The organism is Shinella sp. AETb1-6 (assembly GCF_009826875.1).
Taxonomy (GTDB): Bacteria; Pseudomonadota; Alphaproteobacteria; order Rhizobiales; family Rhizobiaceae; genus Shinella; species Shinella sumterensis.
Genome location: NZ_WUMM01000001.1, coordinates 37,546 through 62,171 on the forward strand (window position 1 = coordinate 37,546; position 24,626 = coordinate 62,171).

Annotated in this window: 20 protein-coding genes and 1 riboswitch; of the genes, 10 read left to right on the forward strand and 10 right to left on the reverse strand. The window is 64.3% G+C overall.

From position 1 onward, the window contains the following. Nucleotides 1-26: 26 nt before the first annotated feature. Complete coding sequence (locus tag GR158_RS00160) at nt 27-2,339, forward strand: NADP-dependent malic enzyme (protein ID WP_160869168.1); 2,313 nt, start codon at nt 27-29, stop codon at nt 2,337-2,339. Between the two features lie 56 nt (nt 2,340-2,395). On the opposite strand, the gene GR158_RS00165 is transcribed toward GR158_RS00160, so the two are convergent. Beyond that, nucleotides 2,396-3,985, reverse strand: a complete 1,590-nt coding sequence (locus GR158_RS00165) for an ABC-F family ATP-binding cassette domain-containing protein (protein ID WP_160869170.1) — start codon at nt 3,983-3,985, stop codon at nt 2,396-2,398. Nucleotides 3,986-4,244: 259 nt separating this feature from the next. On the opposite strand from GR158_RS00165, the gene GR158_RS00170 reads away from it, so the two are divergent. Then, nucleotides 4,245-5,333, forward strand: coding sequence for a DUF2865 domain-containing protein (locus GR158_RS00170; protein WP_160869172.1), 1,089 nt, complete (start codon nt 4,245-4,247; stop codon nt 5,331-5,333). On the opposite strand, the gene bluB is transcribed toward GR158_RS00170, so the two are convergent. Together bluB and GR158_RS00180 are read right to left on the reverse strand one after the other, a co-directional pair. Further along, nucleotides 5,326-6,012, reverse strand: a complete 687-nt coding sequence (bluB, locus tag GR158_RS00175) for a 5,6-dimethylbenzimidazole synthase (RefSeq protein ID WP_160869174.1) — start codon at nt 6,010-6,012, stop codon at nt 5,326-5,328. The genes GR158_RS00170 and bluB overlap by 8 nt on opposite strands. Nucleotides 6,013-6,056: 44 nt before the next feature. Continuing rightward, nucleotides 6,057-6,272: riboswitch (cobalamin riboswitch) on the reverse strand. A 72-nt stretch (nt 6,273-6,344) separates the two neighbouring features. Beyond that, entirely contained in the window at nt 6,345-8,024 is a 1,680-nt protein-coding gene (locus GR158_RS00180) for an NAD+ synthase (RefSeq protein WP_160869176.1), read from the reverse strand. A gap of 280 nt (nt 8,025-8,304) precedes the next feature. Between GR158_RS00180 and GR158_RS00185 the strand changes: the two genes are divergently transcribed. From GR158_RS00185 to GR158_RS00200, 4 genes are all read left to right on the forward strand, one after another. Next, entirely contained in the window at nt 8,305-10,233 is a 1,929-nt protein-coding gene (locus GR158_RS00185; protein ID WP_246665498.1) for an LTA synthase family protein, read from the forward strand. Nucleotides 10,234-10,288: 55 nt separating this feature from the next. Next, the gene (locus tag GR158_RS00190; protein ID WP_160869178.1) at nt 10,289-10,819 is read left to right on the forward strand and encodes a DUF1003 domain-containing protein; all 531 of its coding nucleotides are present in this window, start codon (nt 10,289-10,291) and stop codon (nt 10,817-10,819) included. 140 nt (nt 10,820-10,959) lie between these two features. Continuing rightward, nucleotides 10,960-11,382, forward strand: a complete 423-nt coding sequence (locus GR158_RS00195) for a TadE/TadG family type IV pilus assembly protein (protein WP_160869180.1) — start codon at nt 10,960-10,962, stop codon at nt 11,380-11,382. A gap of 1 nt (nt 11,383) precedes the next feature. Continuing rightward, the gene (locus tag GR158_RS00200; protein ID WP_160869182.1) at nt 11,384-13,099 is read left to right on the forward strand and encodes a pilus assembly protein TadG-related protein; all 1,716 of its coding nucleotides are present in this window, start codon (nt 11,384-11,386) and stop codon (nt 13,097-13,099) included. Between the two features lie 7 nt (nt 13,100-13,106). Here GR158_RS00200 and GR158_RS00205 read toward each other — a convergent pair whose 3' ends face one another. The 3 genes from GR158_RS00205 to GR158_RS00215 all read right to left on the reverse strand — a co-directional run bounded on the left by GR158_RS00205 (nt 13,107) and on the right by GR158_RS00215 (nt 15,429). Beyond that, a complete protein-coding gene (locus tag GR158_RS00205) occupies nt 13,107-13,502 on the reverse strand; it encodes a GFA family protein (RefSeq protein ID WP_160869184.1) in 396 nt (131 codons plus the stop codon). Between the two features lie 143 nt (nt 13,503-13,645). Continuing rightward, entirely contained in the window at nt 13,646-15,019 is a 1,374-nt protein-coding gene (locus GR158_RS00210; protein ID WP_134649976.1) for a class II 3-deoxy-7-phosphoheptulonate synthase, read from the reverse strand. 182 nt (nt 15,020-15,201) lie between these two features. Further along, nucleotides 15,202-15,429, reverse strand: a complete 228-nt coding sequence (locus tag GR158_RS00215) for a hypothetical protein (protein WP_160869186.1) — start codon at nt 15,427-15,429, stop codon at nt 15,202-15,204. Between the two features lie 146 nt (nt 15,430-15,575). Between GR158_RS00215 and GR158_RS00220 the strand changes: the two genes are divergently transcribed. Continuing rightward, nucleotides 15,576-16,478, forward strand: a complete 903-nt coding sequence (locus GR158_RS00220) for a LysR family transcriptional regulator (RefSeq protein WP_160869188.1) — start codon at nt 15,576-15,578, stop codon at nt 16,476-16,478. Here GR158_RS00220 and gor read toward each other — a convergent pair. Next, nucleotides 16,456-17,844, reverse strand: a complete 1,389-nt coding sequence (gene gor / locus GR158_RS00225; protein WP_160869190.1) for a glutathione-disulfide reductase — start codon at nt 17,842-17,844, stop codon at nt 16,456-16,458. The genes GR158_RS00220 and gor overlap by 23 nt on opposite strands. Nucleotides 17,845-18,091: 247 nt before the next feature. Here gor and GR158_RS00230 point away from each other — a divergent pair, with 247 nt between their 5' ends. Continuing rightward, the gene (locus GR158_RS00230; RefSeq protein WP_160869192.1) at nt 18,092-18,427 is read left to right on the forward strand and encodes a hypothetical protein; all 336 of its coding nucleotides are present in this window, start codon (nt 18,092-18,094) and stop codon (nt 18,425-18,427) included. Nucleotides 18,428-18,492: 65 nt separating this feature from the next. Here GR158_RS00230 and GR158_RS00235 read toward each other — a convergent pair whose 3' ends face one another. Then, nucleotides 18,493-19,035 carry a DUF2059 domain-containing protein gene (locus GR158_RS00235; RefSeq protein WP_134649981.1) on the reverse strand — a complete coding sequence of 181 codons (543 nt, stop codon included), beginning with the start codon at nt 19,033-19,035 and terminating at the stop codon, nt 18,493-18,495. A gap of 17 nt (nt 19,036-19,052) precedes the next feature. After that, complete coding sequence (gene rpiA / locus GR158_RS00240) at nt 19,053-19,751, reverse strand: ribose-5-phosphate isomerase RpiA (protein WP_160869194.1); 699 nt, start codon at nt 19,749-19,751, stop codon at nt 19,053-19,055. A 190-nt stretch (nt 19,752-19,941) separates the two neighbouring features. On the opposite strand from rpiA, the gene GR158_RS00245 reads away from it, so the two are divergent. Next, nucleotides 19,942-20,616, forward strand: a complete 675-nt coding sequence (locus GR158_RS00245; protein ID WP_160869196.1) for an HAD family hydrolase — start codon at nt 19,942-19,944, stop codon at nt 20,614-20,616. A gap of 76 nt (nt 20,617-20,692) precedes the next feature. On the opposite strand, the gene GR158_RS00250 is transcribed toward GR158_RS00245, so the two are convergent. Continuing rightward, a complete protein-coding gene (locus GR158_RS00250; protein ID WP_160869198.1) occupies nt 20,693-22,582 on the reverse strand; it encodes a murein L,D-transpeptidase in 1,890 nt (629 codons plus the stop codon). Nucleotides 22,583-23,060: 478 nt separating this feature from the next. Between GR158_RS00250 and fumC the strand changes: the two genes are divergently transcribed. Further along, entirely contained in the window at nt 23,061-24,512 is a 1,452-nt protein-coding gene (gene fumC / locus GR158_RS00255) for a class II fumarate hydratase (protein ID WP_329959090.1), read from the forward strand. Nucleotides 24,513-24,626: the final 114 nt, after the last annotated feature.

Here is a 24,626-nt window from a genome sequence, read left to right on the forward strand (position 1 = left end):
CGAAAACAGAATATGGCAGGAGTATCATGAGCACCGGTGACAAACCGCGGACGCAGAACGGCCCCGCAAGCGGAGACATCGACCAGCAGGCGCTTTTCTTCCACCGTTATCCCCGTCCCGGAAAGCTCGAGATCACCGCCACCAAGCCGCTCGGCAACCAGCGCGACCTCGCGCTCGCCTATTCGCCGGGCGTCGCCGCGCCCTGTCTCGCCATCCGCGACGATCCGAGCACGGCCGCCGATTACACGGCGCGCTCCAATCTCGTCGCCGTGGTGTCCAACGGCACGGCCGTCCTCGGCCTCGGCAATATCGGCCCGCTCGCCTCCAAGCCCGTCATGGAAGGCAAGGCCGTCCTGTTCAAGAAATTCGCCGGCGTCGATGTCTTCGACATCGAGATCGACGCGCCGACCGTCGACCAGATGGTCGATGTCATCTCCGCGCTCGAGCCGACCTTCGGCGGCATCAACCTCGAGGATATCAAGGCTCCCGAATGCTTCGAAGTCGAGCGCCAGTTGCGCGAGAAGATGGACATCCCCGTCTTCCACGACGACCAGCACGGCACGGCCATCATCGTGGCGGCCGCCGTCCTGAACGGCCTTGAGCTTGCCGGAAAATCGCTCGCCGACGCCAAGATCGTGGCCTCCGGGGCGGGTGCTGCCGCGCTCGCCTGCCTCAACCAGCTCGTCGTGCTCGGCGCCAAGGTCGAAAACATCTGGGTCCACGACATCGAAGGCCTCGTCTACAAGGGCCGCGAAGCGCTGATGGACCAGTGGAAGGCCGTCTACGCGCAGGAGACCGACAAGCGCGCGCTGGCCGAAACCATCGACGGCGCCGACGTCTTCCTCGGTCTTTCGGCCGCCGGCGTCCTGAAGCCGGAACTGCTCGTGCGCATGGCCGAAAAGCCGCTGATCATGGCGCTCGCCAATCCCACGCCGGAAATCATGCCCGAAGAGGCGCGCGCCGCCCGCCCGGACGCGATGATCTGCACCGGCCGCTCGGACTTCCCGAACCAGGTCAACAACGTCATCTGCTTCCCCTACATCTTCCGCGGCGCCCTCGATTGCGGCGCGCGCACGATCAACGAGGAAATGAAGATGGCCGCCGTGCGCGCCATCGCAGCGCTCGCCCGCGAAGAGGTGTCCGACGTCGCCGCCCGCGCCTATTCCGGCGAAACGCCGGTCTTCGGCCCGAACTACCTCATCCCCTCGCCCTTCGACCAGCGGCTCATCCTGCGGATTGCGCCGGCCGTTGCGCGCGCGGCCGCCGAAACCGGCGTCGCCATGCGCCCGATTGCCGATTTCGACGCCTATCTCGACCAGCTGAACCGCTTCGTCTGGCGTTCGGGCTTCATCATGAAGCCGATCTTCGCGGCGGCGAAAAATGCCGAGAAGAAGCGCGTGATCTTCGCCGAAGGCGAGGACGAGCGCGTGCTGCGCGCCGCCCAGGTGCTGCTGGAAGAGGAAATCGCCAAGCCCATCCTCATCGGCCGCCCGCAGATCATCGAGACGCGCCTCAAGCGCTACGGCCTGCGCATTCGCCCCGACAGCGATTTCGAGGTCATCAATCCGGAAGACGATCCGCGCTACCGCGACTATGTGGACGACTATTTCCGCATCGTCGGCCGCAAGGGCGTCATCCCGGAAGCCGCGCGCACCATCGTGCGCACCAACCAGACGGTCATCGGTGCGCTGGCCGTCAAGCGCGGCGAGGCCGATGCGCTGATCTGCGGCGTCGAAGGGCGCTATGCCAAGCACCTGCGCGATGTCAGCCAGATCATCGGCAAGAAGCCGGGCGTGCTGGACTTCTCCGGCCTCAGCCTGCTGATCTCCCAGCGCGGCGCGACCTTCTTCACCGATACGTACGTCACCTTCAACCCGACGCCCGAGGAAGTCGCGGAAATGACGGTGATGGCGGCCAAGGAAATCCGCCGGTTCGGCATCACGCCGCGTGCCGCCCTCGTCTCGCACTCGAACTTCGGCTCGCGCGATTCCGACAGCGCCTACAAGATGCGCCGCGCGATGGATATCGTGCGTGAAATCGACCCGACGCTGGAAGCCGATGGCGAAATGCACGGCGATGCCGCGATTTCCGAAACGCTGCGCCAGCGCGTCATGCCGAACTCGACACTGTCGGGCGAAGCCAACCTGCTGGTCTTCCCGAACCTCGACGCCGCCAACATCACGATGGGCGTGGTCAAGACCATGACCGACAGCCTGCATGTCGGCCCGATCCTGCTCGGCGCCGCCCTGCCCGCCCATATCCTGTCGCCGTCGGCCACGTCGCGCGGCGTCGTCAACATGGCGGCACTTGCCGTGGTGGAAGCCTCCTACCCGGATTGATGCCGCAAGCGGCCTATCGAGACGGACGGCCGCCGGCAAACCGGCGGCCGTTTTCGTCAGGACGGTCCCGAAAGGCTGATCCTGCGCGTGATGCCGATCGCTTCCAGAAACGCCGCATCGTGGCTGACGACGACAAGCGCGCCGTCATAGGCCCGCAGGCCCGCCTCCACCGCCTCGATGGAATCGATATCCAGATGGTTCGTCGGCTCGTCCAGCACGAGCAGCGCCGGCGGCTGCCCGGCACCCAGCACGCAGGCGAGACCGGCCCGCAGCAACTGCCCGCCGCTGAGGCTTCCCGCCACCTGCAAGGCCGCATCCGCCCGGAACATGAAGCGCGCCAGGGCCGCCCGGCAGGCATTCTCGTCCGCCCCGGGATTGATCCGCCGGAAATTGTCGCGGATCGACAGGGCCGGGTCGAGCAGGCTCACCCGCTGGTCGAGCAGGGCGAGATCGGTGAAAAGGCGCACGCTGCCCTTCGCCGGTTGCAGGTCGCCCGTCAGCAGCGACAGGAGCGTGGTCTTTCCCGAACCGTTCGGGCCGGTGATGGCGATGCGCTCCGGCCCGGTGACGACGAGGGAGAAATCGCGGATAACCGGTTGCTCCGGCCGGTAACCGGCCGTGACATCCTCCATGCGCAGGACCACCCGGCTTGCCGGCAGGTGCGTCGGCGGCACGCTGACCGTCAGGGGCTGGAGCACTTCGATACGCGCGCGGGCCTTGGCGACGGCGTCGCCCACCTCCGCCTGCCGGCCTTCGGCAAGCCGCGCATTCGCACCGCCCGTCAGCTCGCTGCGCTCCTTCATGGCACCGAGAACGATGCGGGGGATATCGCCCCGCGCCCGCTTGCGGCGGCCGGCACTGTCCCTGCGAGCCTGCCGTTCGGCGATGGCTTGCATGGTACGCGCCACCTCGCCCGCATGCTTTTCCGCATCGGCGAGATCGCGATGGGCTGCGGCCAGTTCGAGCGCCTTGCGCTGCCGATAGGCGCTCCAGTTTCCACCATAGCTGCTGGCGCCGAGCGATGTCAGTTCGACGATGACGTCCATCGTCTCCAGCAATTCGCGGTCATGGCTGACGACCACCGAGCCGGCCCGCCAGCCCGCAAGCAGGTCGAGCACCGCCTGCCGGCCCTCACGGTCGAGATTGTTCGTCGGCTCGTCGAGCAGCAGGAAGTCCGGCTCCTGGAACACCAGGGCCGCAAGCGCCGCCCGGGTACGTTGCCCGCCCGACAAGGCCGAAAGCAGGGTGTCCGGGCCCGCCTGAAGCCCGAGACGCGCGAGCGCGGCTGAAAACCGCACCTCCACGGTCCAGTCGGCATCGGCAAGCGCGTCGGCGTCCGCCTCGCCGCGCTCCGCGCGGGCGATGAGGTCGAGCATATCGGCAATGCCGAAAAGATCGGCGACGGTCTCGCCAGCGGTGACCTGCACGGTCTGGCGCAGCACGCCAAGCGTGCCGTCGACGGTGATGGTCCCCGATTGCGGGACGAAGTCGCCCGTGACGAGCCTGAGCAGCGTCGTCTTGCCGACGCCATTGCGGCCGACAAGGCCGGTGCGCGCGGCGCCGAAGGTCAGGTCGAGATCGGAAAGAAGTGTGTGCCCGTCAGGCGTGGACCACGAGATTTTGGAAAGCGCGATGGAATGCGGCATGGATGCGGATATCCCCGATGACAAAACGAAGTCGATTTGTGGTCGGGTTGAAATCCATGAAGCACCATCCGGTCGGCATTGACGATGGCCGCAATCTAGGGGCTGACCAAGGCGGATGCAAGGCAGGCGGATATCGAGGCCGTTAATCACGAATGCCTGTCGGCGTTGCACTTGTCCCGGTGCGCCCTATGATAAGCTGACGAAGACCGGTTTTCGCCGGCCGTTTCGACATGCTCGAAGATCGATAGGGATCGATACCGTGAAGGGACGCAGTCGCTTCCTGTTTGCCGTCGCAACCGGCCTGTCGCTTCTTTTCTCCGGCGGCACGGCGTTGGCCGACGTGTGCCAGCGCCTGAAAGCGGAACTCGCAGGCCTCCCCAAGGTCGTGGTGGATACCGCGAACGCCCGCAAATACGCTTCCGCCATCGCCCGCCAGAACATCCAGCTGCGGCAGGCCAGGAGCGACCAGCGCCGCCTGCGCTGCTCCAGCGGCAGCATCATCGTGATCGGCGGCGCGAATGCCGATGCCTGCGCCACGCTCGCCACCGTGATCGTCAAGATGGAGCAGAACCTCCAGATCCTCGACAGCAAACGGCGTGACCTGTCGGGTGGCGGCACGTCGAAAGCCAGGCGCAACCAGTTGCTCTCCAGGCTCGAGGCCGAGGGCTGCAACGACGCGAAGGTGACGCCGGTTGCCGCGACCGAGCGCCTGCGCTCGCTCGACGACACGCGCACCCTGCCGCTGGGAACGACGCCCGAAGGCAGCGACCGGCTGCAATTGCGCTCGCTGGGCGGCAATGCCGGGCACGGGAGCCTGCGCACCGTCTGCGTGCGCACCTGCGACGGTGGCTTCTTCCCGATCTCCTCCAACGCGTCGCCGATGGATTTCCGCCGCGACCAGCAGGTCTGCGCCATGATGTGCCCGCAGACCGAGACGGAACTGTTCTACCAGGCGATGGGCCGCGGGCAGGAAACCGAGCAAATGACGTCCACGGTCACCGGCCGCGCCTATGTCGAATTGCAGAACGCCTTCGCCTACCGCACGCGCGATCTCTCCAAGCCCGGCGCCTGCGGCTGCAACCTTTCGGCCTACTATCAGGAAATGATCAAGCGCGAAAAGGCGGCCGGCGGGGAGACGACGACGGAAACGGCGCCCGATGGCGGGGCCGGCTCCGTAAGCACGATCCACACCCTGCCCCGCAAGGAAGAGGCGAAGGTTCCGGTCAAGGCTGCCGAGCGCGATTACGACCCGTCCAAGCAAAAGGTGCGCACGGTCGGCCCGGCCTTCCTGCCGGAAAACGAATCCGCGATCGACCTCGGCCGCCCGGCCGGTGCCGACGTCAACTGACGTCCGGCCAGCGCTCCTCGAAGACCAGTTCCTCCAGCGGCAGGCGCTGCCGCCAGCCCTTCACGGCCAGCTCCGGTTCACCATAGAGCTGATCGACGAAACCGACGCACAGCCAGGCGACGATCTCGATATGGTCAGGAATGCCGAGGATCGCGCGGATATCGCTATCGTGAAAGATGCTGACCCAGCCGACGCCCACCCCTTCCGCCCGCGCCGCAAGCCAGAGGTTCTGCACGGCACAGACGGTGGAATAGACATCCATGCGCGGATTGTGCGTTCGCCCCAGCACGACGGACCCTGCCCGTGTCGGATCGCAGGTCACGCAGATGGACAGCGGTGCCTTCAGGATGCCTTCGAGCTTCAGCGCGCGATAGCGTGCCTGCCGTTCGCCGGAAAACATCGCCTGCGCCTCGGCATTGGCTTTCAGGAAGGCCGCATGCACCGCCTGCCGGGTGGGCAGGTTACGCACGAGAAGGAAGTTCCACGGCTGCATGAAGCCGACCGACGGCGCATTGTGCGCCGCCTGCAACAGCCTGCGGACCAGATCGTCCGGCAAGGGATCGGGCAGGAACTGGTCGCGCACGTCGCGGCGTGTTTCGATGGCGCGGTAGACGGCCTGCCTCTCCTCACATGGAAAGGCATCCGCCCGGACCAGAGGGTCCCACGGTTCGGTTCGCATCGTCATCTCCCCAACAATGCGCAAAACCTGCCGCCGTCCGCGCGGTTCGGTCTATCTCGCCAGGCCGGTCTTCTGACTTCGGTTCACACGGCCTCGCCCTGCCTTCCCGGTTGAACAACCAGTGGCAAAACCCTGAATCGATTCAAGGTTTTATGGACAAGCCATCCCCGTCACAGCGTTGGGCACGTACCGGACCTGGGTTTCCCCGCACCGGTTTCCCGATTCTCCCGCAAGCGGGCACCTGACGGCCGGATTGTGCACGGCACGGCCGAACGATCAAGCCCGCAACACGAAATCTGCCGAAAGTCGCAAGCGGGCAGTCGCCCGTCTCGCTACCCCCGGTCGCGGAAGCGGTTGGTGATGGGGTAGCGACGGTCGCGGCCGAAGTTCTTGCGGGTGATCTTCACGCCGGGCGCCGACTGGCGGCGCTTGTATTCGGCGATATAGAGCAGGTGTTCGATCCGGTGGACGGTCGCCGCGTCGTGGCCGCGCGCCACGATCTCCTCCGTGCTCATCTCCAGCTCGACGAGGCATTCGAGGATGTCGTCGAGCACCGGATAGGGTGGCAGGGAATCCTGGTCGGTCTGGTTCGGCCGCAACTCTGCGGACGGCGCCTTGTCGATGATGTTGTGCGGGATCACCTCGCCGGTCGGGCCCAGCGCGCCCGGCGGCACATGCTGGTTGCGCCAGCGCGACAATGCGTAGACCTGCATCTTGTAGAGGTCCTTGATCGGGTTGAACCCGCCGTTCATGTCGCCGTAGAGCGTGGCATAACCAACCGACATTTCCGACTTGTTGCCCGTCGTGACCACCATCGAGCCGAACTTGTTCGAAATCGCCATCAGGATCGTGCCGCGCGTGCGGCTTTGCAGGTTTTCCTCGGTGATGCCTTCTTCCGTGCCCTCGAAGGTCTCCGACAGTGCCGAAAGGAAGCCGGTCACGGGCGCCTCGATCGGCACAATGTCGTAACGGCAGCCCAGCGCCTTCGCGCAATCGGCGGCGTCCTTGAGCGAATCCTCCGACGTGTAGCGGTATGGCAGCATCACGCAGCGCACGCGCTCCTCGCCCAGCGCATCGACGGCGATGGCTGCGCAGATCGCGGAATCGATGCCGCCGGACAGGCCGAGCACGACATTCTTGAAGCCGTTCTTGTTGACGTAGTCGCGGAAGCCGAGCAGGCAGGCGCGGTAATCCGCTTCCTCGCGCTCGGGAATGTGCGACACCGGGCCGCCGTCGCAGGCCCAGCCGTCGCCGTGCCGCTTCCACGTCGTGAGCGCGATGGTCTCCTCGAACTGGCTCATCTGGAAGGCCAGTGTCTTGTCGGCGTTGAAGGCGAAGCTCGCGCCGTCGAAGACAAGCTCATCCTGCCCGCCAAGCTGGTTGGCATAGAGGAGCGGCAGTCCGGTCTCGATGACCTGCTTCAGCACGACCTGGTGGCGGATATCGACCTTGCCGCGATAATAGGGCGAGCCGTTCGGCGACAGCAGGATTTCCGCGCCGCTTTCCGCCAGCGTCTCGCACACGCCGAGTTCGCCCCAGATGTCCTCGCAGATCGGAATGCCGAGGCGCACGCCGCGGAAGTTCACCGGTCCCGGCATCGCGCCCTGGTCGAAGACGCGCTTCTCGTCGAATTCACCATAGTTCGGCAGGTCCACCTTGTCGCGCACGGCGATGACCTTGCCCGCATCCAGAACGGCGATGGCATTGTAGCGGCCGGTCTCGTCCTGCCGCGGAAAACCGATGATGACGCCCGGGCCGCCATCCGCCGTGTCGGCGGCGAGATCCTCGACGGCGCGGTGGCAGGCCTTCAGAAAGGCCGGCTTCAGCACGAGATCCTCCGGCGGATAGCCGGAGATGAAGAGTTCCGTCAGCAAAAGCAGGTCGGCGCCCTGCGTTGCGGCGTCCGCACGCGCGGCGCGCGCCTTGGCCAGATTTCCGGCCACATCGCCAACCGTCGGGTTCAATTGCGCGACAGCAATGCGCAGCGTCGTCTTTTCAGTCTCGGAAGTCATCTCTGCGGACCCGTCTCCTCTTGTGTCCGATCGTGCAGCCGCACGCTCGGACGGTCGCAAGCTCTTTAGAACATACCGCGCACTTTTGGAATGAACAGCCGCACCGATTGAAAACAACGGGATGCAAACCCGGTTCGCCCGCATGCGGCGCTCCACCATTGCTGCGCGGCAACAGACTGAACCAAAGCGTATGGGCAACGTTAAAGGAAGCGTTCATCTCCTGTTCAAGATGACATCCATATGACAGAGAGACGAAAGTTTTGTGAAATCGGAGAAGGCCTTGGCCCTGTTAACGACCGCAGCGGTGGCAGTCGAAGCCACGGAGAAACGCACCGACAGGATAGGCTTTCTCACGCGCCATGCCAAGACGCTGGCGGTTTTTCGGTCGCTCACCGTGTCGGGCATCCTGGCGCTCGCAACCGTCGTCGCCATCGAGCTCATCACGCGCGGTTCCGTCCAGCAGACCTATGCCTACCTCACCAATCTCCAGCAGCCCGGCTGGACGACGACGGGCGTGTTCTTCCTGCTCTATCTCGCACTGGATGCGCTGATCGGGCGGCAGCACAAGGCCGTGCTGCTGGTCTCGCCGCTCGTTATCCTGATGGGCGTGATTTCGCAGCAGAAACAGGTCTTCCTTACAGATCCTCTCTACCCGACCGACCTGCTGTTCGGGCGCCAGATCCTCGAACTGATGCCCGTGCTGGTGCAGGACCGTCCGTGGACGGCGGCTGCCCTTGCGCTTGCCGTCGCGGTAGGCATGGCCGGCCTCATCGCCCTGTGGATCTTCGCCTGGCGCCGCTTCCGTCCGCTGACCCGCAAGGAACGCCTGGCGCGCCTGGCGCTTGCGGTGCCGCTGCTGGCCGGCTTCGCCTCCATCATGGATTACAACGAGTTCTCCTGGATGCGTGACCGCCTGAAAGTCTTCCCCATCATGTGGGATCAGGCGGAGAACTATCGCCACAACGGCTTCATGATGGCCTTTGCCATCAACCTGCCCATGGCCAATGTGCAGGCCCCCGCGGGCTACATGGTCGATGCCATCGACAAGATTCCATCCAAACCTCTGCCTGCCGGCACCTCCCATCGCACGAAGCCCGACGTCATCGTCGTCATGAGCGAGTCGCTCTGGGATCCGACACGGCTGGAAACCGTGAAGCTTTCCGCCGACCCGATGCCGGTCATCCGCGAAAACGAGGGCGGCAACGTCTTCTCGCCGGAATTCGGCGGCCTCACCGCCAATGTCGAATTCGAGGCGCTGACGGGCTTCTCCAACGCCTTCCTGCCCACGGGCAGCATTCCCTACCAGCAGTATATCCGCAAGCCGATCCCGTCGCTCGCCACCTTCTTCCGAGCCGAAGGGTATACGGCGCGCGCCATCCATCCGTTCTCGGGCTGGTTCTGGAACCGCTCCAGCGTCTACAAGGCCTTCGGTTTCGAGACCTTCAAGGATGCCGACAAGATGCCGCCTTTGGCCAAGCGTGGCAACTTCACATCCGACGAGGCGCTGACGAAGGAAATCATCCGTCAGGCCGATATGCAGGAAGACCCGTTCTTCTTTTTTACCGTCACGCTCCAGGGCCATGGCCCCTATGATGACGGCCGTTACGCGAAGACCGATATCGGTGTCGAGGGCACGCTCGATCCGCGCAGCGAGCGCATGCTGGCAAGCTATGCCCAGGGTGTGAAGGAAGCCGACGACAGCCTCAAGATGTTGATGGACTGGGCAAAGGAACGCGACCGCGAAACGATCATCGTCGTCTTCGGCGATCATCTTCCACCGCTCAACACCGTCTACCAGAATTCCGGCTACATGAAGGGCGTCACCGCCTCGCGTAAAGGTACGCCCGAACAGATGAAGAAGGAACACGAGACCCCGCTCGTCGTCTGGTCCAACAAGACCGGCGCCGAGAAGGATATCGGCACGATCAGCCCGGCGTTCCTCTCCTACTACATCCTCAAGGAAGCAGGCTTCGAGCACCCCTACTACACGGGCTTCCTCGGCGCCGTGCACGACAAGCTGCGCGTCATCGACCGCTACATGCTGATCGATGCGAAGGGCAAGGCGACGACGGACTGGTCGCGCAAGAAGACGATCGACCCGCTGGTGCGCGATTTCCGCTTCCTGCAGCACGACATCATGTTCGGCAAGCAATACGGTCTGGAACGCTTCTTCGATTCCCATGCGGAACTGATGAGCGCGGGCTACTGATTTTCGCCGGAAAAGCGCTAGGTTAGGCTTCGATTCGCTTTCCCGGAGCCGCCCCATGAAAACGCTAGACGATGCCGCGCAGGTCCTCTTCGGCAAGCCCGCCGAGGAGCTGGACGAGACCGAACGCCAGGTCCTTATGAATTCGCGCGCCGGGCGCATCCTCGCCGAGGATACCAACGCGGCCTACGAGTCCAAACAATCGCTCGGCGAGCGCGTCGCCGATACCATCGCCCGCGTCGGCGGGTCCTGGACCTTCATCATCGGCTTCCTCGTCTTCCTCCTCGTCTGGACGGTCCTCAACACCATCATCCTCAGCCGCGAGGCCTTCGACCCCTACCCCTTCATTTTCCTCAATCTCGTCCTGTCCATGCTGGCCGCCTTGCAGGCGCCGATCATCATGATGTCGCAGAACCGCCAGGCCATGCGCGACCGTTTCGCGGCGTCGAAGGACTATGAGGTCAACCTGAAGGCGGAAATCGAACTGATGGCGCTTCATCACAAGATCGACACGCACTTCCTCAACGAGATCGCCGCCTTGAAGATGGAAGTGCTGCGCCTGCACGACGCGCTGCGGCAGCGGGACTGACAACCAGCCTCAACCTGTGGTGCGCGCCACGTCCAAAAAGCAATCTATAGGAGAAATTAAGACTTTCGATGCACGATAAACGTGCATCCCTCCCGGATGCGGAAATGCCTGACCGCCGACCATCCCACGGAGGAGATGTCATGCACGCCCTCGCCCGTCTGTCGAAAGACCGCGCCGGCACCTCGGCGCTGGAATTCGCGATCATCGCGCCGCTGTTCTTCCTGGCGCTCTTCACGATGATCGCCTACGGCATCTATCTCAGCGTAACCCACTCGGTGCAACAGATCGCGGCGGACGCCGCACGCACCGCGGTGGCCGGCCTCAATCCGGCGGAGCGCGTCATGCTGGTCAACCGCTATCTCGACGCCTCGCGTTTCGACTATTCCTTCATCAACAGGGCAAAGATGCACGTCGTCGTCGCAGACGATCCGGGCAACCCCGACCAGTTCACGGTGACCATCGCCTACGATTCGAGCGACCTGCCGATCTGGAAGCTCTTCACCTTCGCCCTGCCGCAGGAAGAGATCCGCCGCTACGCGACGGTGCGCGTGGGGGGCATGTGAAATGGACCGTCTTCCCTTCTTGAAAGACCGCGCGGGCAATATCGGCACGCTCGCGGCCCTCAGCCTGCCGCTGATGGTGTTCTCGCTCGCGCTCGGCGTGGACTTCGGTTACCTCACGGTGCAACAGCGCGCGCTTCAGGCCGATGCCGATCTCGCCGCCATCGCCGCCGCCTCGAATGTTATGGAAGCCGAGAAGGCCACGGCCGCCTTCTTCTCGCTCAACCGCGTGCCCGCCAATGTCACGGGCAGGAACGGCCTGTCCTTCCCGGCCGACCCATCGCTCGACCTCGGCAAGACGACGGTTGCCGAGGCCACGGTCGAGCGCGGCCGCTACGTCGCCGACCCGGACCTGCTGCCGCAGGATCGCTTCACGCCGTCGACGACGGATGCGGATGCGGCGCGGGTGCAGCTAACGCGCCCGGCAGACCTCTTCGTCGCCTCGATGTTCATGCCGCGTTCGCCCGTGCTTTCGGCGACGGGTGCGGCTTCGCGCACCAAGACAGCCGCCTTCTCGATCGGAACCCGGCTCGCAAGCCTCAACGACGGCATCCTCAACGCACTGCTCGGCAAGCTTCTCGGCACCAACCTGTCCTTGAAGGTCATGGATTACCGCGCGCTCGTCGATACCGACATCGCCGTCCAGCCGTTCCTCAAGGCCGTCGCGACAAAGCTCAATCTGACGGCCGGGACCTATGAAGACGTGCTGAACGCCGGCATCACCATGCCGGAACTATTGGCATCCATGCGCACGGTGCAAGGCCTGTCGAGCACCGTCAATTCGGCTCTGCGCGCCCTTGAGCAGGCAACGAGCAAGAGCAAGGTCAAGCTGCCGCTTTCCCGCATTCTCAACCTCGACCCGAAGAAGGGCATCGCGGTGGCAACGGGCGGCGACTGGGATATGTCGGTCAATGCCATGCAGATCGTGTCCGCCGGTGCGGCCCTTGCCAACGGCACGAACCAGGTGGCGCTCGACCTCGGTGCGGGCGTGCCGGGCCTCGCCGGCGTCAAGGTGGCTCTCGCCATCGGCGAGCCGCCGGTGGAAACGCCGGCCCACCGCCTCGGCGCCCCCGGCAGCGCGGTGCGCAGCGCCCAGACGCGCCTTGCCGTCGAGGTCGGTGTCGACGGACTTGCGGCCCTCGCCGGCATCCGCATAAAGCTGCCGCTCTATGTGGAAGTGGCAGCCTCAGAGGCGAAGCTTGCCGATATCCGCTGCCTCGGCGGCACCACGGCCAATGCCAACGTCACCATCGACGCCGTGCCGGGGCTTGCCGAAATCGCGATCGGCGCCGTCGATCCGTCCGTGCTTTCCAACTTCTCCACCGAGCCGCGCGTCAAGAAGGCCCGGATCGTCGATTCCGGCCTGGTCAACATCGATGCCATCGCCCATGTCGAAGCCCAGAACCTGACGAAAAGCAGGATCACCTTTTCGCCGACGGAGATCGCCGCCCGCGCCACGAAAACCGCCTCGACGCGCGATGCCCTCACCTCGATCACGAAGTCCCTGCTGGAAAATCTCGATCTCGACATCCAGGTCTTGTTCCTCACGATCGGCACGCCGAAGGTGCTGACCGCAGCACTGGCCGCAACGCTCGGCGCGGTGACGCCAGCCATCGACGACCTGCTCTACAATCTGCTGCTGGTCGTCGGCGTTCGCATCGGCGAGGCCGATATCCGCGTAACGGGCGTGCGCTGTCAGCGTCCTGCCCTGGTGCAGTAAGAACGGCTCACCGCGCGGCGTCGTAGCGCGGCGCGTCGCCCTCGATTTCGTAGTAATCGCCCTTGTCGGCACAGAAGATATGCTTGCCGATGGCCAGTCCCGTCGGCAGGTCGAAAGCACCGACCATGATGGATATGTTGTCCGATCCATCGCCCTTCCAGAACAGCGCCGAGCCGCAGATGCGGCAGAAGCCGCGGCTCGCCGCCTCGCTCGCCCGGTACCAGGTCACGCTCTCGCCACCCTCGACCTCCAGCCGGTCGTCGCTCACATTGGTCGCCGCGTAGAAATGCCCGGTCTGGCGGCGGCACTGGCTGCAATGGCATGCCGTCACCGCGCGCAACGGACCGGAGGTGCGAAACCGCACCGCGCCGCAAAGACAATGTCCCGTGTGGACTTCGCTCATGTCCTTCTTCCCCTGGCAGGCGCAGCGCGCAAATGAAAACCGGGCCAGCTTGTCCAGCTGGCCCGGTCCTGTCAATTTCACATTCCTGAATGCTTCCATCAGCCCCGCTCATCGAGGGGAACCGAAGCAAGAACGAAAGGCGATCAGCCGTTCACGACCATGCGCTTTTCATCGCGGCCGCCCTTCATGCGCTCGGCAAGAAGGAAGGCGAGTTCGAGCGCCTGGTCGGCGTTGAGGCGCGGATCGCAATGCGTGTGGTAGCGATCGGCGAGATCGTCACCCGACAGCGCACGCGCGCCGCCGGTGCATTCCGTCACGTCATTGCCGGTCATCTCGATGTGGATGCCGCCGGGATGCGTGCCTTCCGAACGATGGATCTGGAAGAAGCTCTCGACTTCCGACAGGATGCGCTCGAACGGACGCGTCTTGTAGTTGTTGAGCGTGATCGTGTTGCCGTGCATCGGATCGCAGGACCAGACGACCTTCTTGCCCTCGCGCTCGACGGCGCGGATGAGCTTCGGCAGGTTGTCGGCGACCTTGTCATGGCCGAAGCGGCAGATCAGCGTCAGGCGGCCGGCCTCATTCGACGGGTTGAGCAGGTCGATCAGCTCCAGCAGGCCATCGCCGGTCAGCGACGGGCCGCACTTGAGGCCGAGCGGGTTCTTGATGCCGCGGCAATATTCGATATGCGCGTGATCGGCCTGGCGCGTGCGGTCGCCGATCCAGATCATGTGGCCGGAGGTCGCGTACCAGTCGCCCGAGGTGGAATCGACACGCGTCAGCGCCTGCTCGTAGCCGAGCAGCAGCGCCTCGTGGCTGGTGAAGAAATCCGTCTCGCGCAGGTTCGGATGGTTCTCCGAGGTGATGCCGATGGCCTTCATGAAGTCCATCGTCTCGGAAATCCGGTCGGCGAGCTTGCGGTAACGCTCGGCCTGCGGGCTATCCTTCACGAAGCCGAGCATCCACTGGTGCACGTTGTCGAGATTGGCGTAGCCGCCCATCGCGAAGGCACGCAGCAGGTTCAGCGTCGCAGCCGACTGGCGGTAGGCCATGATCTGGCGTTCCGGGTTCGGAATGCGGGCTTCCTCGGTGAATTCGATGCCGTTGATGATGTCGCCACGGTAGGACGGCAGCGACACGTCACCCTGCTTTTCGATGCCGGACGAGCGCGGCTTGGCGAACTGGCCGGCGATACGGCCGACCTTCACCACCGGCTGCTGGGCGCCGAAGGTCAGGACCACGGCCATCTGGAGGAAGGCGCGGAAGAAGTCGCGGATCGTATCGGCACCGTGTTCGGCGAAGCTCTCGGCGCAATCGCCGCCCTGCAGCAGGAAGCCCTTGCCTTCTGCGACATTGGCGAGCGATGCCTTGAGGCGACGTGCCTCACCGGCGAAGACGAGCGGCGGAAACTTCGCGAGGCGCTCTTCGGTCGCCGCCAATGCGGCGAGATCGGGATATTCCGGAACCTGCTGGATGGGCTTCTGCCGCCAGCTGTTCGGGGTCCAATTCTGTGCCATGATACTCACCTGTCCTGAAGCGCCCGAAACCGGCGGGCGCCTCTCCGTTTGAAGATGCGGGCTTATAAACCGTTAGATGGTTCTTGCATAGCCGCAGTTCCAGCGCCTGCAATGCAATTGCGACGGCTGCGCCATCCCGGTAACAGGCGGTAAAGCACAGAATATCGAAGCGGCGTTGCCTGTCAGCGACGTCGAGACACTTCGGACGCGAATATCCATCTGGAAACAGGACTTTGTCTCGATTTCAACCGTTGCCGCCTGCGGGCGGCGGCCATGCGGCCGAACAGAGTGTTCACCCATTGCAGGCCCCGCCACTCCACCCGCTCGAGCGGATCGGCCAGGCTCTTGCGTCTCGTTTCATGCGACATGGCCTCCTGCCGGTCGAAGGCGATCATCCATTCCGGGCTCATGACAAACTCCTGTCTTGATGTCCGTCATGAGGTAGCGGCTGGCGCCCGCGCTTCGTAGATGCACGAATGAAACGCCCGTTTCACCGGCGAGCGATGCCGAGCGGCGCAATTTGCGCTAAGAAGGGTGGTGTGAAGAGGGAACGGGAATGTCGGAAGTCGACTGGAGCGATCTGCAGCTTTTCTTTCATGTCGCAGCCGAAGGCGGCCTTGCGGGCGCAGCAGCGATAACCGGCATCAGCGCGCCGACGATCGGGCGGCGCATGCTGGCGCTGGAGCGCTCCATGGGCCGCACGCTGTTCGTCCGCAGCCAGCAGGGCTACCGGCTGGCGCCGGATGGCGCCGTGCTGTTCGAGCATGTGCAGACCATCCGCCGCACGACGGCCGACATCACCCGCTGGCACGGCGATGCCTTCACGCTGCCCATCGTGTCGGTCGCCGGCAATATCTGGCTGGCCGGCTTCGTCGCCGACAACCTCGCCGAACTCAGGAGCAGGGATGACGGCTTCCGGCTGTGCTGCAAGCTGCTGTCGGCCATCGGGGATCTCACCCATCGCCACAGCATGATCGCGCTTCTCCACGATGCGCCCAGGACCGGCAATGTCGCCGTGCGCAAGTCCGTCGACGTCGCCTATGCGGTCTATCGCGCGGCCGGTGCCGTTCCGGGCGACGCGCTGCCCTGGATATCGATCGGCACGGAGGTTGCCATATCGGAGCCGGAGAAATGGGTGTTCCGCCACCACGAGAACCAGATCCACACCTGGACGAACGCGCCCGATATCCTGGCCCGGCTGATTGCCGGCGGCGCGGGGCGCGGCGTGCTGCCGACCTTCGTGGGAGATGCCCTGCCGGCGCTCGCGCGCGACGGCGATCCGATCGAGGCACTCACCCATCCCCTCTGGCTGGCCGTCAACGACGACGACCGCCATCGCCCGGAAATGCGCCTGGCGCTCGACCGGCTCGCGGCTCTGTTCAAGCGCCATGAGGATCGCTTCGCGGGCCGCCTGTCGGCTGCGAAACCGGCGGCCCTCAGATCCGCTGGCCGTTCCTGACGCGGTAGCTCGGCTGGTACATCGTCACCAGCTCCTCCGACGCTGTCGGGTGCACCGCCATCGTGCGGTCGAAATCGTCCTTGGTCACGCCGGCCTTCAGCGAAATGCCGAGCAGCTGCGCCATCTCGCCGGCTTCATGACCGAGGATATGCGCGCCGATCACCTTGCGGTCGGCGGCATTGACGACGAGCTTCATGATGGTCTTTTCCTGTCGGCCCGAAAGCGTGGCCTTCATCGGCCGGAATTCGGCGCGGTAGATTTCAAGGTCGTCGAACCTCTTCGCCGCCTCTTCTTCGCTGAGGCCCACCGTGCCGATTTCCGGCTGGGAGAACACGGCGGTGGCGATCAGGTCATGGTCGGGAGAGACCGGGTTGCCGCGGAACTCCGTCTCGATGAAGCACATGGCCTCATGGATGGCGACGGGGGTGAGCTGCACGCGGTCGGTCACGTCGCCCAGCGCGAAGATGCCGGGCACGTTTGTCCGTGAATAGTCGTCAACGATGATCGCGCCGCGCTCATCCGTCTTCACGCCCACCGTTTCCAGCCCAAGGCTGCCCGTGTTGGGCGCGCGGCCCAGCGCCAGCATCACCTGATCGACATGCAGCGTCTCGCCCGCCTTGGTCGTGACCGTGCGGCGCCCGTCCGCCGCCTCCGCGACGTCGATGATGAGGTCCTCGCACAGGACGCGGATGCCCTTGGCGATCATCGCCGACTGTAGGCCCTGGCGCATGTCCTGGTCGAAGCGCGAGAGGATCTGCTTGCCGCGATAGATCAGCGTCGTCTCGACGCCGAGCCCGTGGAAGATGTTGGCGAATTCGACCGCGATATAGCCACCGCCGGTGATGACGATGGATTTCGGCATTTCCGGCAGGTCGAAGGCTTCGTTGGAGGTGATGCACAGCGCGTGTCCCGGCAGGTCGGGATGCGGCGTCGGATGCCCGCCGACGGCAATCAGGATACGCTCGGCCGTCACCTCTTCACCGGTGGCCGTCAGGCGCACCGTGTTCGGTCCGACCAGAACGGCGCGCGTGGCGAGGATCGTCGCCGCCGCATTGTCCAGTCCCTTGCGGTAGAGCCCTTCGAGGCGGGTGATTTCCTTCTCCTTGGCCGCCACAAGCGCCTTCCAGTCGAAGGTGCTCTCGCCCACCGTCCAGCCGAAGCCGGCGGCATCCTCGAAATGCTCGGGAAACTGCGACGCATAGACATAGAGCTTCTTCGGTACGCAGCCACGAATGACGCAGGTGCCGCCGAAGCGGAATTCCTCGGCAATCGCCACCTTCTTGCCCATGCTCGCGGCCAGGCGCGCGCTGCGCACACCGCCGGAGCCGCCACCGATGACAAAGAGGTCGTAATCGAAAGCCGTCATGGGGATCTCCTGCGGACGTGGCCGGACGATGGCGTTGAGAACGGCCGGCGAATCCACGGCCTTGCGTGCCTCCCATATAGGTGCAGCCAGCACAAAAGTGAAAGCCCGTCGTCTCCATCGAAGACGTTGTTCGCAACCGCGCGATTCTCGCCCGACGGCAGGCCGTCCAACGCTATTTTCATTTACCGAATGTGAGGCAACACTTAAAAGAGATATCGCTCAATCGTGGGCTGAACGGATGACAAAAATGTCAAAATCGAAACTGATGGCAATCTCTTCCGCGGCACTGTTCCTGGTTGCCGGCGCTGCCTCTGCCGAAGATCTCGTCTTCAACCTGAAGAACGGCACGAATTCCGTGCTCACCCGCTTCCACACCTCACCGGTCGGCGTCGACAAATGGGAAGAGGATGTGTTCGGTCAGGACGTGCTCAATCCCGGTGAAACGATCGAAATCACCATCGCAGACGGCCGCGACGTCTGCGAATACGATATGCGCTTCGAATTCTCTGAAGATTCCGACCTCGACACGACCACCGACACGCAGAACCTCTGCGAACTCGGCGAATACACGATCCACGAATAGGCCGATCCGGACCGCCATGCCCGGCGACGGAATGAAAAAGGCGGCCCAGGGCCGCCTTTTTTGTCTTACTGCTGCGGCTGTTGCGCGCCGCCCTCGGCGGGAGCGGCGGCACCGATCGTGGCGTCCAGCTTCTTGCCGCTTTCCGTCTGCAGGTCGCGGCTGACGCCGGCGGCCCAGATTTCGGCGGCCTTCATGACTTCGCGCGTCGCGATCGGGCCATCCGACAGGAGCTTCTTGCCGACAGGCGAGGAATAGAAATCCGCGATGGCCTTCAGTTCGTCCTGCGTGAACGTCTTGGCGTAAATCGTGGCCGCTTCCTTTTCGAGATCGGCGCGGCGCGGAGCAAGGGCAATCGCCTGCTCATCGACGACGGTGTTGATCTCGGCCTCGAAGTTGGGCGAAGCCTGCACGAAGGTCGCCTTCACGCGAGCGGCAAGGCTCGGAAGGATGTTGTCGAAACCGCTCGTCGCGCCGATGGCGTCGATGGCGGCGCGGGCGGCCTTGATCTGGTCGTCCGTGACGTCCTGCGCCTTGGCGGCGCCGGCAAGGCTGGCCGAAACGATAAGGGTCACTGCGAGGGTGCGGCCGAAACCAGCAAATTTGGACATGTGGTCTTTGCTCCTGTCTATTCTTTCGCCGTCAGCGTGCGTGCTCCCGCGGGTCCCGCGATGACGGCCAGCGACGCTATATTGATGAAGAGGCCGTGTTCGACGACTCCGGGTATGTCGTTGAGGTTTCTTGCGAGCGCATCTGCATCAGGAATGCGGCCAAAAGATGCGTCGAGAATGTAGTGCCCGCCGTCCGTGGTGAAGGTGCCGTCGCCGGACGCGCGAAGATCGATTGCGCCGGAAAGGCCCAGGCGCGTCGCGAGTTTTTCGATGGCGATACGCGTGGCGACGAGGCCGAACGGATTGACCTCGATCGGCAGTTTGAAGGCGCCGAGCGTCTCGACGACCTTGCTTTCGTCGGCAATGACAATCATGCGCCGGGAGGCGCAGGCGACGATCTTCTCACGCAGCAGCGCGCCGCCGCCGCCCTTGATCAGGCGCAGCCGGCCGTCGACTTCATCGGCGCCGTCGATGGTCAGATCCAGTTCCGGCAGTTCGTCGAGCGACTTCAACGGCACGCCGAGCTCCAGGCAGAGCCGCGCGGTGCGCTCGGATGTGGGAACGCCCTCGACGCGCAGGCCGCCCGCGACCTTCTCGGCCAGCAGCCGCACGAACGCCTCGGCGGTCGACCCCGTGCCGATGCCCAGGCGCATGCCGTCTTCCACATGCGCCAGTGCGGCTTCCGCCGCCTTGATCTTCATTTCACGGGCGTCCATGCCCCCCAACTCCCTGAACGTTGCACGCCGGCGCGCGCGCGGCACCGGAATTCCGGTGAGACACTTACACGCCCCGCCCGGCAAACGAAAGTCAAAAACGCCGCAAGTCCCGGACCGAAAAGGCGATTGCAAAAGCGCCTCCCCTCGCTTACCGGAAAGACCTCGTCCGCTCTGTCCCGCAAGGCTTGCCATGACCTCTTCTCTCGTTGTCTTCGATCTCGACGGTACGCTCATCCACACCGCGCACGACCTCGTGGCCAGCCTCAACCACACGATCGGCCTGAGGGGGCTCGATCCCGTCACCTATGACGACCTGACCCATCTCGTCGGCCATGGCGGCGTGGTGATGATCAAGCGCGCCTTCGCGCTTCGCGGTCGAGCCGTTTCCGATGACGAGTTGCAGGAGATGCTTGGCGTCTTCGTCGATCATTACGGCAATGCCATGCCGGGCGTCTCCGCGCCCTATCCCGGCCTGGTCGAGGCAATGGATCGCCTGGCGGATGCCGGCCACCGGCTCGCCGTCTGCACGAACAAGATGGAAGGCCTTGCGCGCCGCCTGCTCGACGGCCTCGGCCTCACGGACCGCTTCGCGGCCATCACCGGCGGCGACACGTTTGCCGTGCGCAAGCCGGAAGCCGAGCACCTGCTGGGCACGGTGCGCCAGGCCGGCGGCGATCCGGCGCGCACCGTCATGATCGGCGACAGCCTCAACGACATCCTCGTCGCCCGCAACGCCCGCGTGCCCTCCATCGGCGTGCCCTTCGGCTATTCCGATGTGCCGGTGGCCACGCTTGAGCCGACCCATGTCATCGCTCATTTCGACGAGCTGACGCCCGCGCTCGTGGAACAGCTTCTGGCGCGCTGAGCCCGCAGAAAACCATCCAGTTCAACGAAAAAGGCGCCCTTGCAGGCGCCTTTCTGTTTCGATCGAGGCGTGACGCTCAGGCGCCGGCCTGACGCGCCTTCTGCGTCGCCGCGAAGGCCTTGCGCATATAGTCGTCGCGCCCGTAGACGTCGTCGAAATACTCGACCACGCCGTCCTTGTTCGGCCAGGCGGTGAAGTAGGCGATGTAGATCGGGATGTCCGCCTTGACGTTGAGCGCCTTGTTGCGGCCGGCGGCGATCTCCTTGCCAACCTCTTCCTCGCTCACGCCCAGCACGGCGGCCGCCATCTTGCGGGGCTCGGCAAGGCGCACGCAGCCATGGCTCAGCGCACGCATGTCCTTTTTGAAGAAGCTCTTCGACGGTGTGTCGTGCATGTAGATGGCGTGGCTGTTCGGGAAGAGGATCTTCAGTTCGCCGAGCGCATTGTCACCGCTCGGCGGCTGGCGAACGGAAATGCCCGACGTCGAGCCGTACCAGTTGACCGATGACGAAGGAACCGCCCGCCCGCCGACGGCCACTTCATAGCCCATGCGGTCGAGATAGTTCGGGTCGTTGCGCAGCTTCGGCAGCATCTCGTTGATGATGATCGACTGCGGCACGCCCCAATAGGGATTGACCTCGACGGTCTGCACCTTGTCTTCGAAGAAGTAGGTCTGGTTCGACTTGGAGCCGACGACCGTGCGCATCGAGAACTTTTCCGAACCGCCTTCGTAGTAATAGACCTGGAAAGCCGGCTGGTTGATGAAGACGTGCCGCGCACCGAGATCGACCGGCAGCCAGCGCGCCTGCTCCAGCGCAACCTCCACCTTGGCGATCTTGTCGGCAACCGAATCACCGCCGGTCAGCAGACGGATGGACGCCTTGCCGACGATGCCGTCGGGCTTCAGGCCATGCTCCTTCTGGAAGGCCTCGACGAGCGACACCAGTTCCGGCGTGTATTCGGGCGTGCCGGCATAGGTGGCGATCGTCACGGAATGGTCGGTCTTCAGCGCGTCGGACCCGTGCTTGACGATGCCCTTCACGATATTGGCGAGTTCCGGATTGCTCTGGCCGGGCTTCAGCAAAGTACCATCGGCGATGACGACACGGTCTTCACCGCCCGTCTCGGCCTTGAGGCGGGCAAGCTCGTCCTTCAGCGCCTGGAAGTCGGCGCTCTGCGGCGAGCGGCTTTCGAGATATCCCTTGACGTTGCTGCTCATCGAGACGTTCTTCAGCGCCGCGACGAGGTTGACGTCCTTGCGCTTGAAGTCGTGGTAGCCGGAGATGCGATTGGGATCGATGCGGCCGCGCACGGCGTCCTGCACGTAGCTGGCGACGGCCGAGGACAGCGCGATCTCGAAGGTGGCGAGCTCGGCATAGCGCGCGTTCATGTCAGCGCCGTCGAAAGTCTCGGCCGGGATCTTCACGGCATAATCCCACGGATCGAGCCCGACGGATGCGGCATCCGCCAGCACCGCGATCGCGGCCTTCGCCTTGTCGTTGATGCCGGTGCCGTCGATCCAGACGAATTTGTGGTAATCGCTATAGAAGGTCTCGACAGCCTTCGCGGCATCCGGATTGGTGCGCACGTCGACATTCGCGAAGGCCGCACGGATGCCCGCATCGCCTGCCGGCGCGATATCGGCCGAAATCGAGCTCGTGACGACCGGATCGGCCAGCTTGTCGACGCCGACACGCTTCAGGGCGTCGGCCTTGTAGGTGTAGTAGCGCGGGCCGGTGACGCGCGGCAGCGGCTTGGCTTCCTGCTTCACCTCGGCGGCGGCGCCCGGCAGCGCGGAGGTCGTCTTCACGCCGGGCAATCCGACGGCCTCGGCCTGCTTCTTTTCCTTGCGCTTCTGCAGCCACTCCATGAATGTCATTGCATTGGCGGGCGCTGCGTGGAGCGTGACGGTGGCACAGGAAAGGGCCAGCGCGGCTGCCAGCACGGCGGTTTTCGTAAGCTTCATGTGTTTTCCATTCCCCGTCTTAAACCGCGCTTCGCGGCCTCTGGTGGCGCCCGAACCAGCAGGCCGGTAAGTTATAGGAAAGGATGGTGAATGAAAAGGAAACGCCCTCACCCCATATGCCCTTACCGCCCTCACAAAACCGTTATGCCGATCACTTGCGCAGGGAACGGTTGGGACGGCATAAAAATTTGAACCGGCTCGCATTTTTGCGTTCGCAGCCCTGCACGGGACACGGTGGCGCACGGCGGGCAAAAAAAATCGCTGGCGGGTTGTGATGCAAAAGGCACAGCCGAAACGCGCCTTTGAGCGACGCTTCATCGTCGCGACGCGGCCTAATCGATTTTAGCCGAAAGTCTTCCACCGCGGGAGCCGGCCGCCCCTTGCAACTGGGTCGCAGATGGGCCAGAGATTTGCGCGATTTTTTCGCGCCAGCGCGCCCGCCGTTCCCGGCCCGCGCTCGCCCGGCCTGCCGCGCCCCATGCGGCGGCAACGCCGGCGGCAGACCTCATCGCATGGGCTCGGAGAAGCGGGAAGCACTATGACATCGACGCGCACGGAAACGGATACATTCGGCCCCATCGAAGTGGACAACAGCCGCTATTGGGGCGCGCAGGCCCAGCGCTCGCTCGGCAACTTCAAGATCGGCTGGGAAAAGCAGCCGCTCTCCGTCGTTCGTGCGCTCGGCATCGTCAAGCAGGCGGCCGCCCGCGCCAACATGGAGCTGGATCGTCTCGATCCGGCCATCGGCAAGGCAATCGTCGAAGCCGCGCAGGAAGTCATCGACGGCAAGCTCAACGATCACTTCCCGCTCGTCGTCTGGCAGACCGGCTCGGGCACCCAGTCCAATATGAACGCCAATGAGGTCATCTCCAACCGGGCCATCGAAATGCTCGGCGGCGTCATGGGCTCCAAGAAGCCGGTGCACCCCAACGACCACGTCAACATGAGCCAGTCGTCCAACGACACCTATCCGACGGCCATGCACATCGCCTGCGCCGAACGCATCGTCCACGACCTGCTGCCGGCGCTGAAGCACCTGCATGCGGCGCTGGAAGCCAAGGTCAAGGCGTTCGACCACATCATCAAGATCGGCCGCACGCACACGCAGGACGCCACCCCGCTGACGCTCGGCCAGGAATTCTCCGGCTATGCCGCGCAGGTCGCCTCCTCCATCAAGCGCATCGAACTGACGCTGCCGGGCCTGTGCGAACTCGCCCAGGGCGGCACCGCCGTCGGCACCGGCCTCAACGCGCCGATCGGTTTCGCCGAGAAGGTCGCCGATCATATCGCCGAGATCACCGGCATCGCCTTCAAGACCGCGCCGAACAAGTTCGAGGCGCTCGCCGCCCATGATTCCATGGTGTTCTCGCATGGCGCGATCAATGCGGCCGCCGCCGCGCTCTTCAAGATCGCCAACGACATCCGCTTCCTCGGCTCCGGCCCGCGCTCGGGCCTCGGCGAACTCGCCCTGCCGGAAAACGAGCCCGGCTCGTCGATCATGCCGGGCAAGGTCAACCCCACCCAGTGCGAAGCCCTCACCCAGGTCTGCGCGCAGGTTTTCGGCAACCATGCCTCGCTGACCTTCGCCGGCAGCCAGGGCCATTTCGAGCTGAACGTCTTCAATCCGCTGATGGCCTACAACTTCCTGCAGTCCGTGCAGCTGCTGTCGGATGCGGCGATCTCGTTTACCGACAATTGCGTCGTCGGCATCGAGGCGCGCGAGGACAACATCAAGGCCGCACTCGACCGCTCGCTGATGCTCGTGACCGCGCTCGCCCCGAAGATCGGCTACGATAATGCCGCCAAGATCGCCAAGACGGCCCACAAGAACGGCACCACGCTGCGTGAGGAAGCCGTCGGCGGCGGTTACGTCACCAACGAGGAATTCGACGCGGTCGTTCGCCCCGAAAAGATGATCATGCCCGGCTGACGCCAAACGGCACGCTCCGACAAAAGGCCGCAGATTCAACGATCTGCGGCCTTTTTTTATCTGCCTCCCCGAGCGGAAAACGAAAAACGTTAATCATTCCCAAAGCATTTTCCC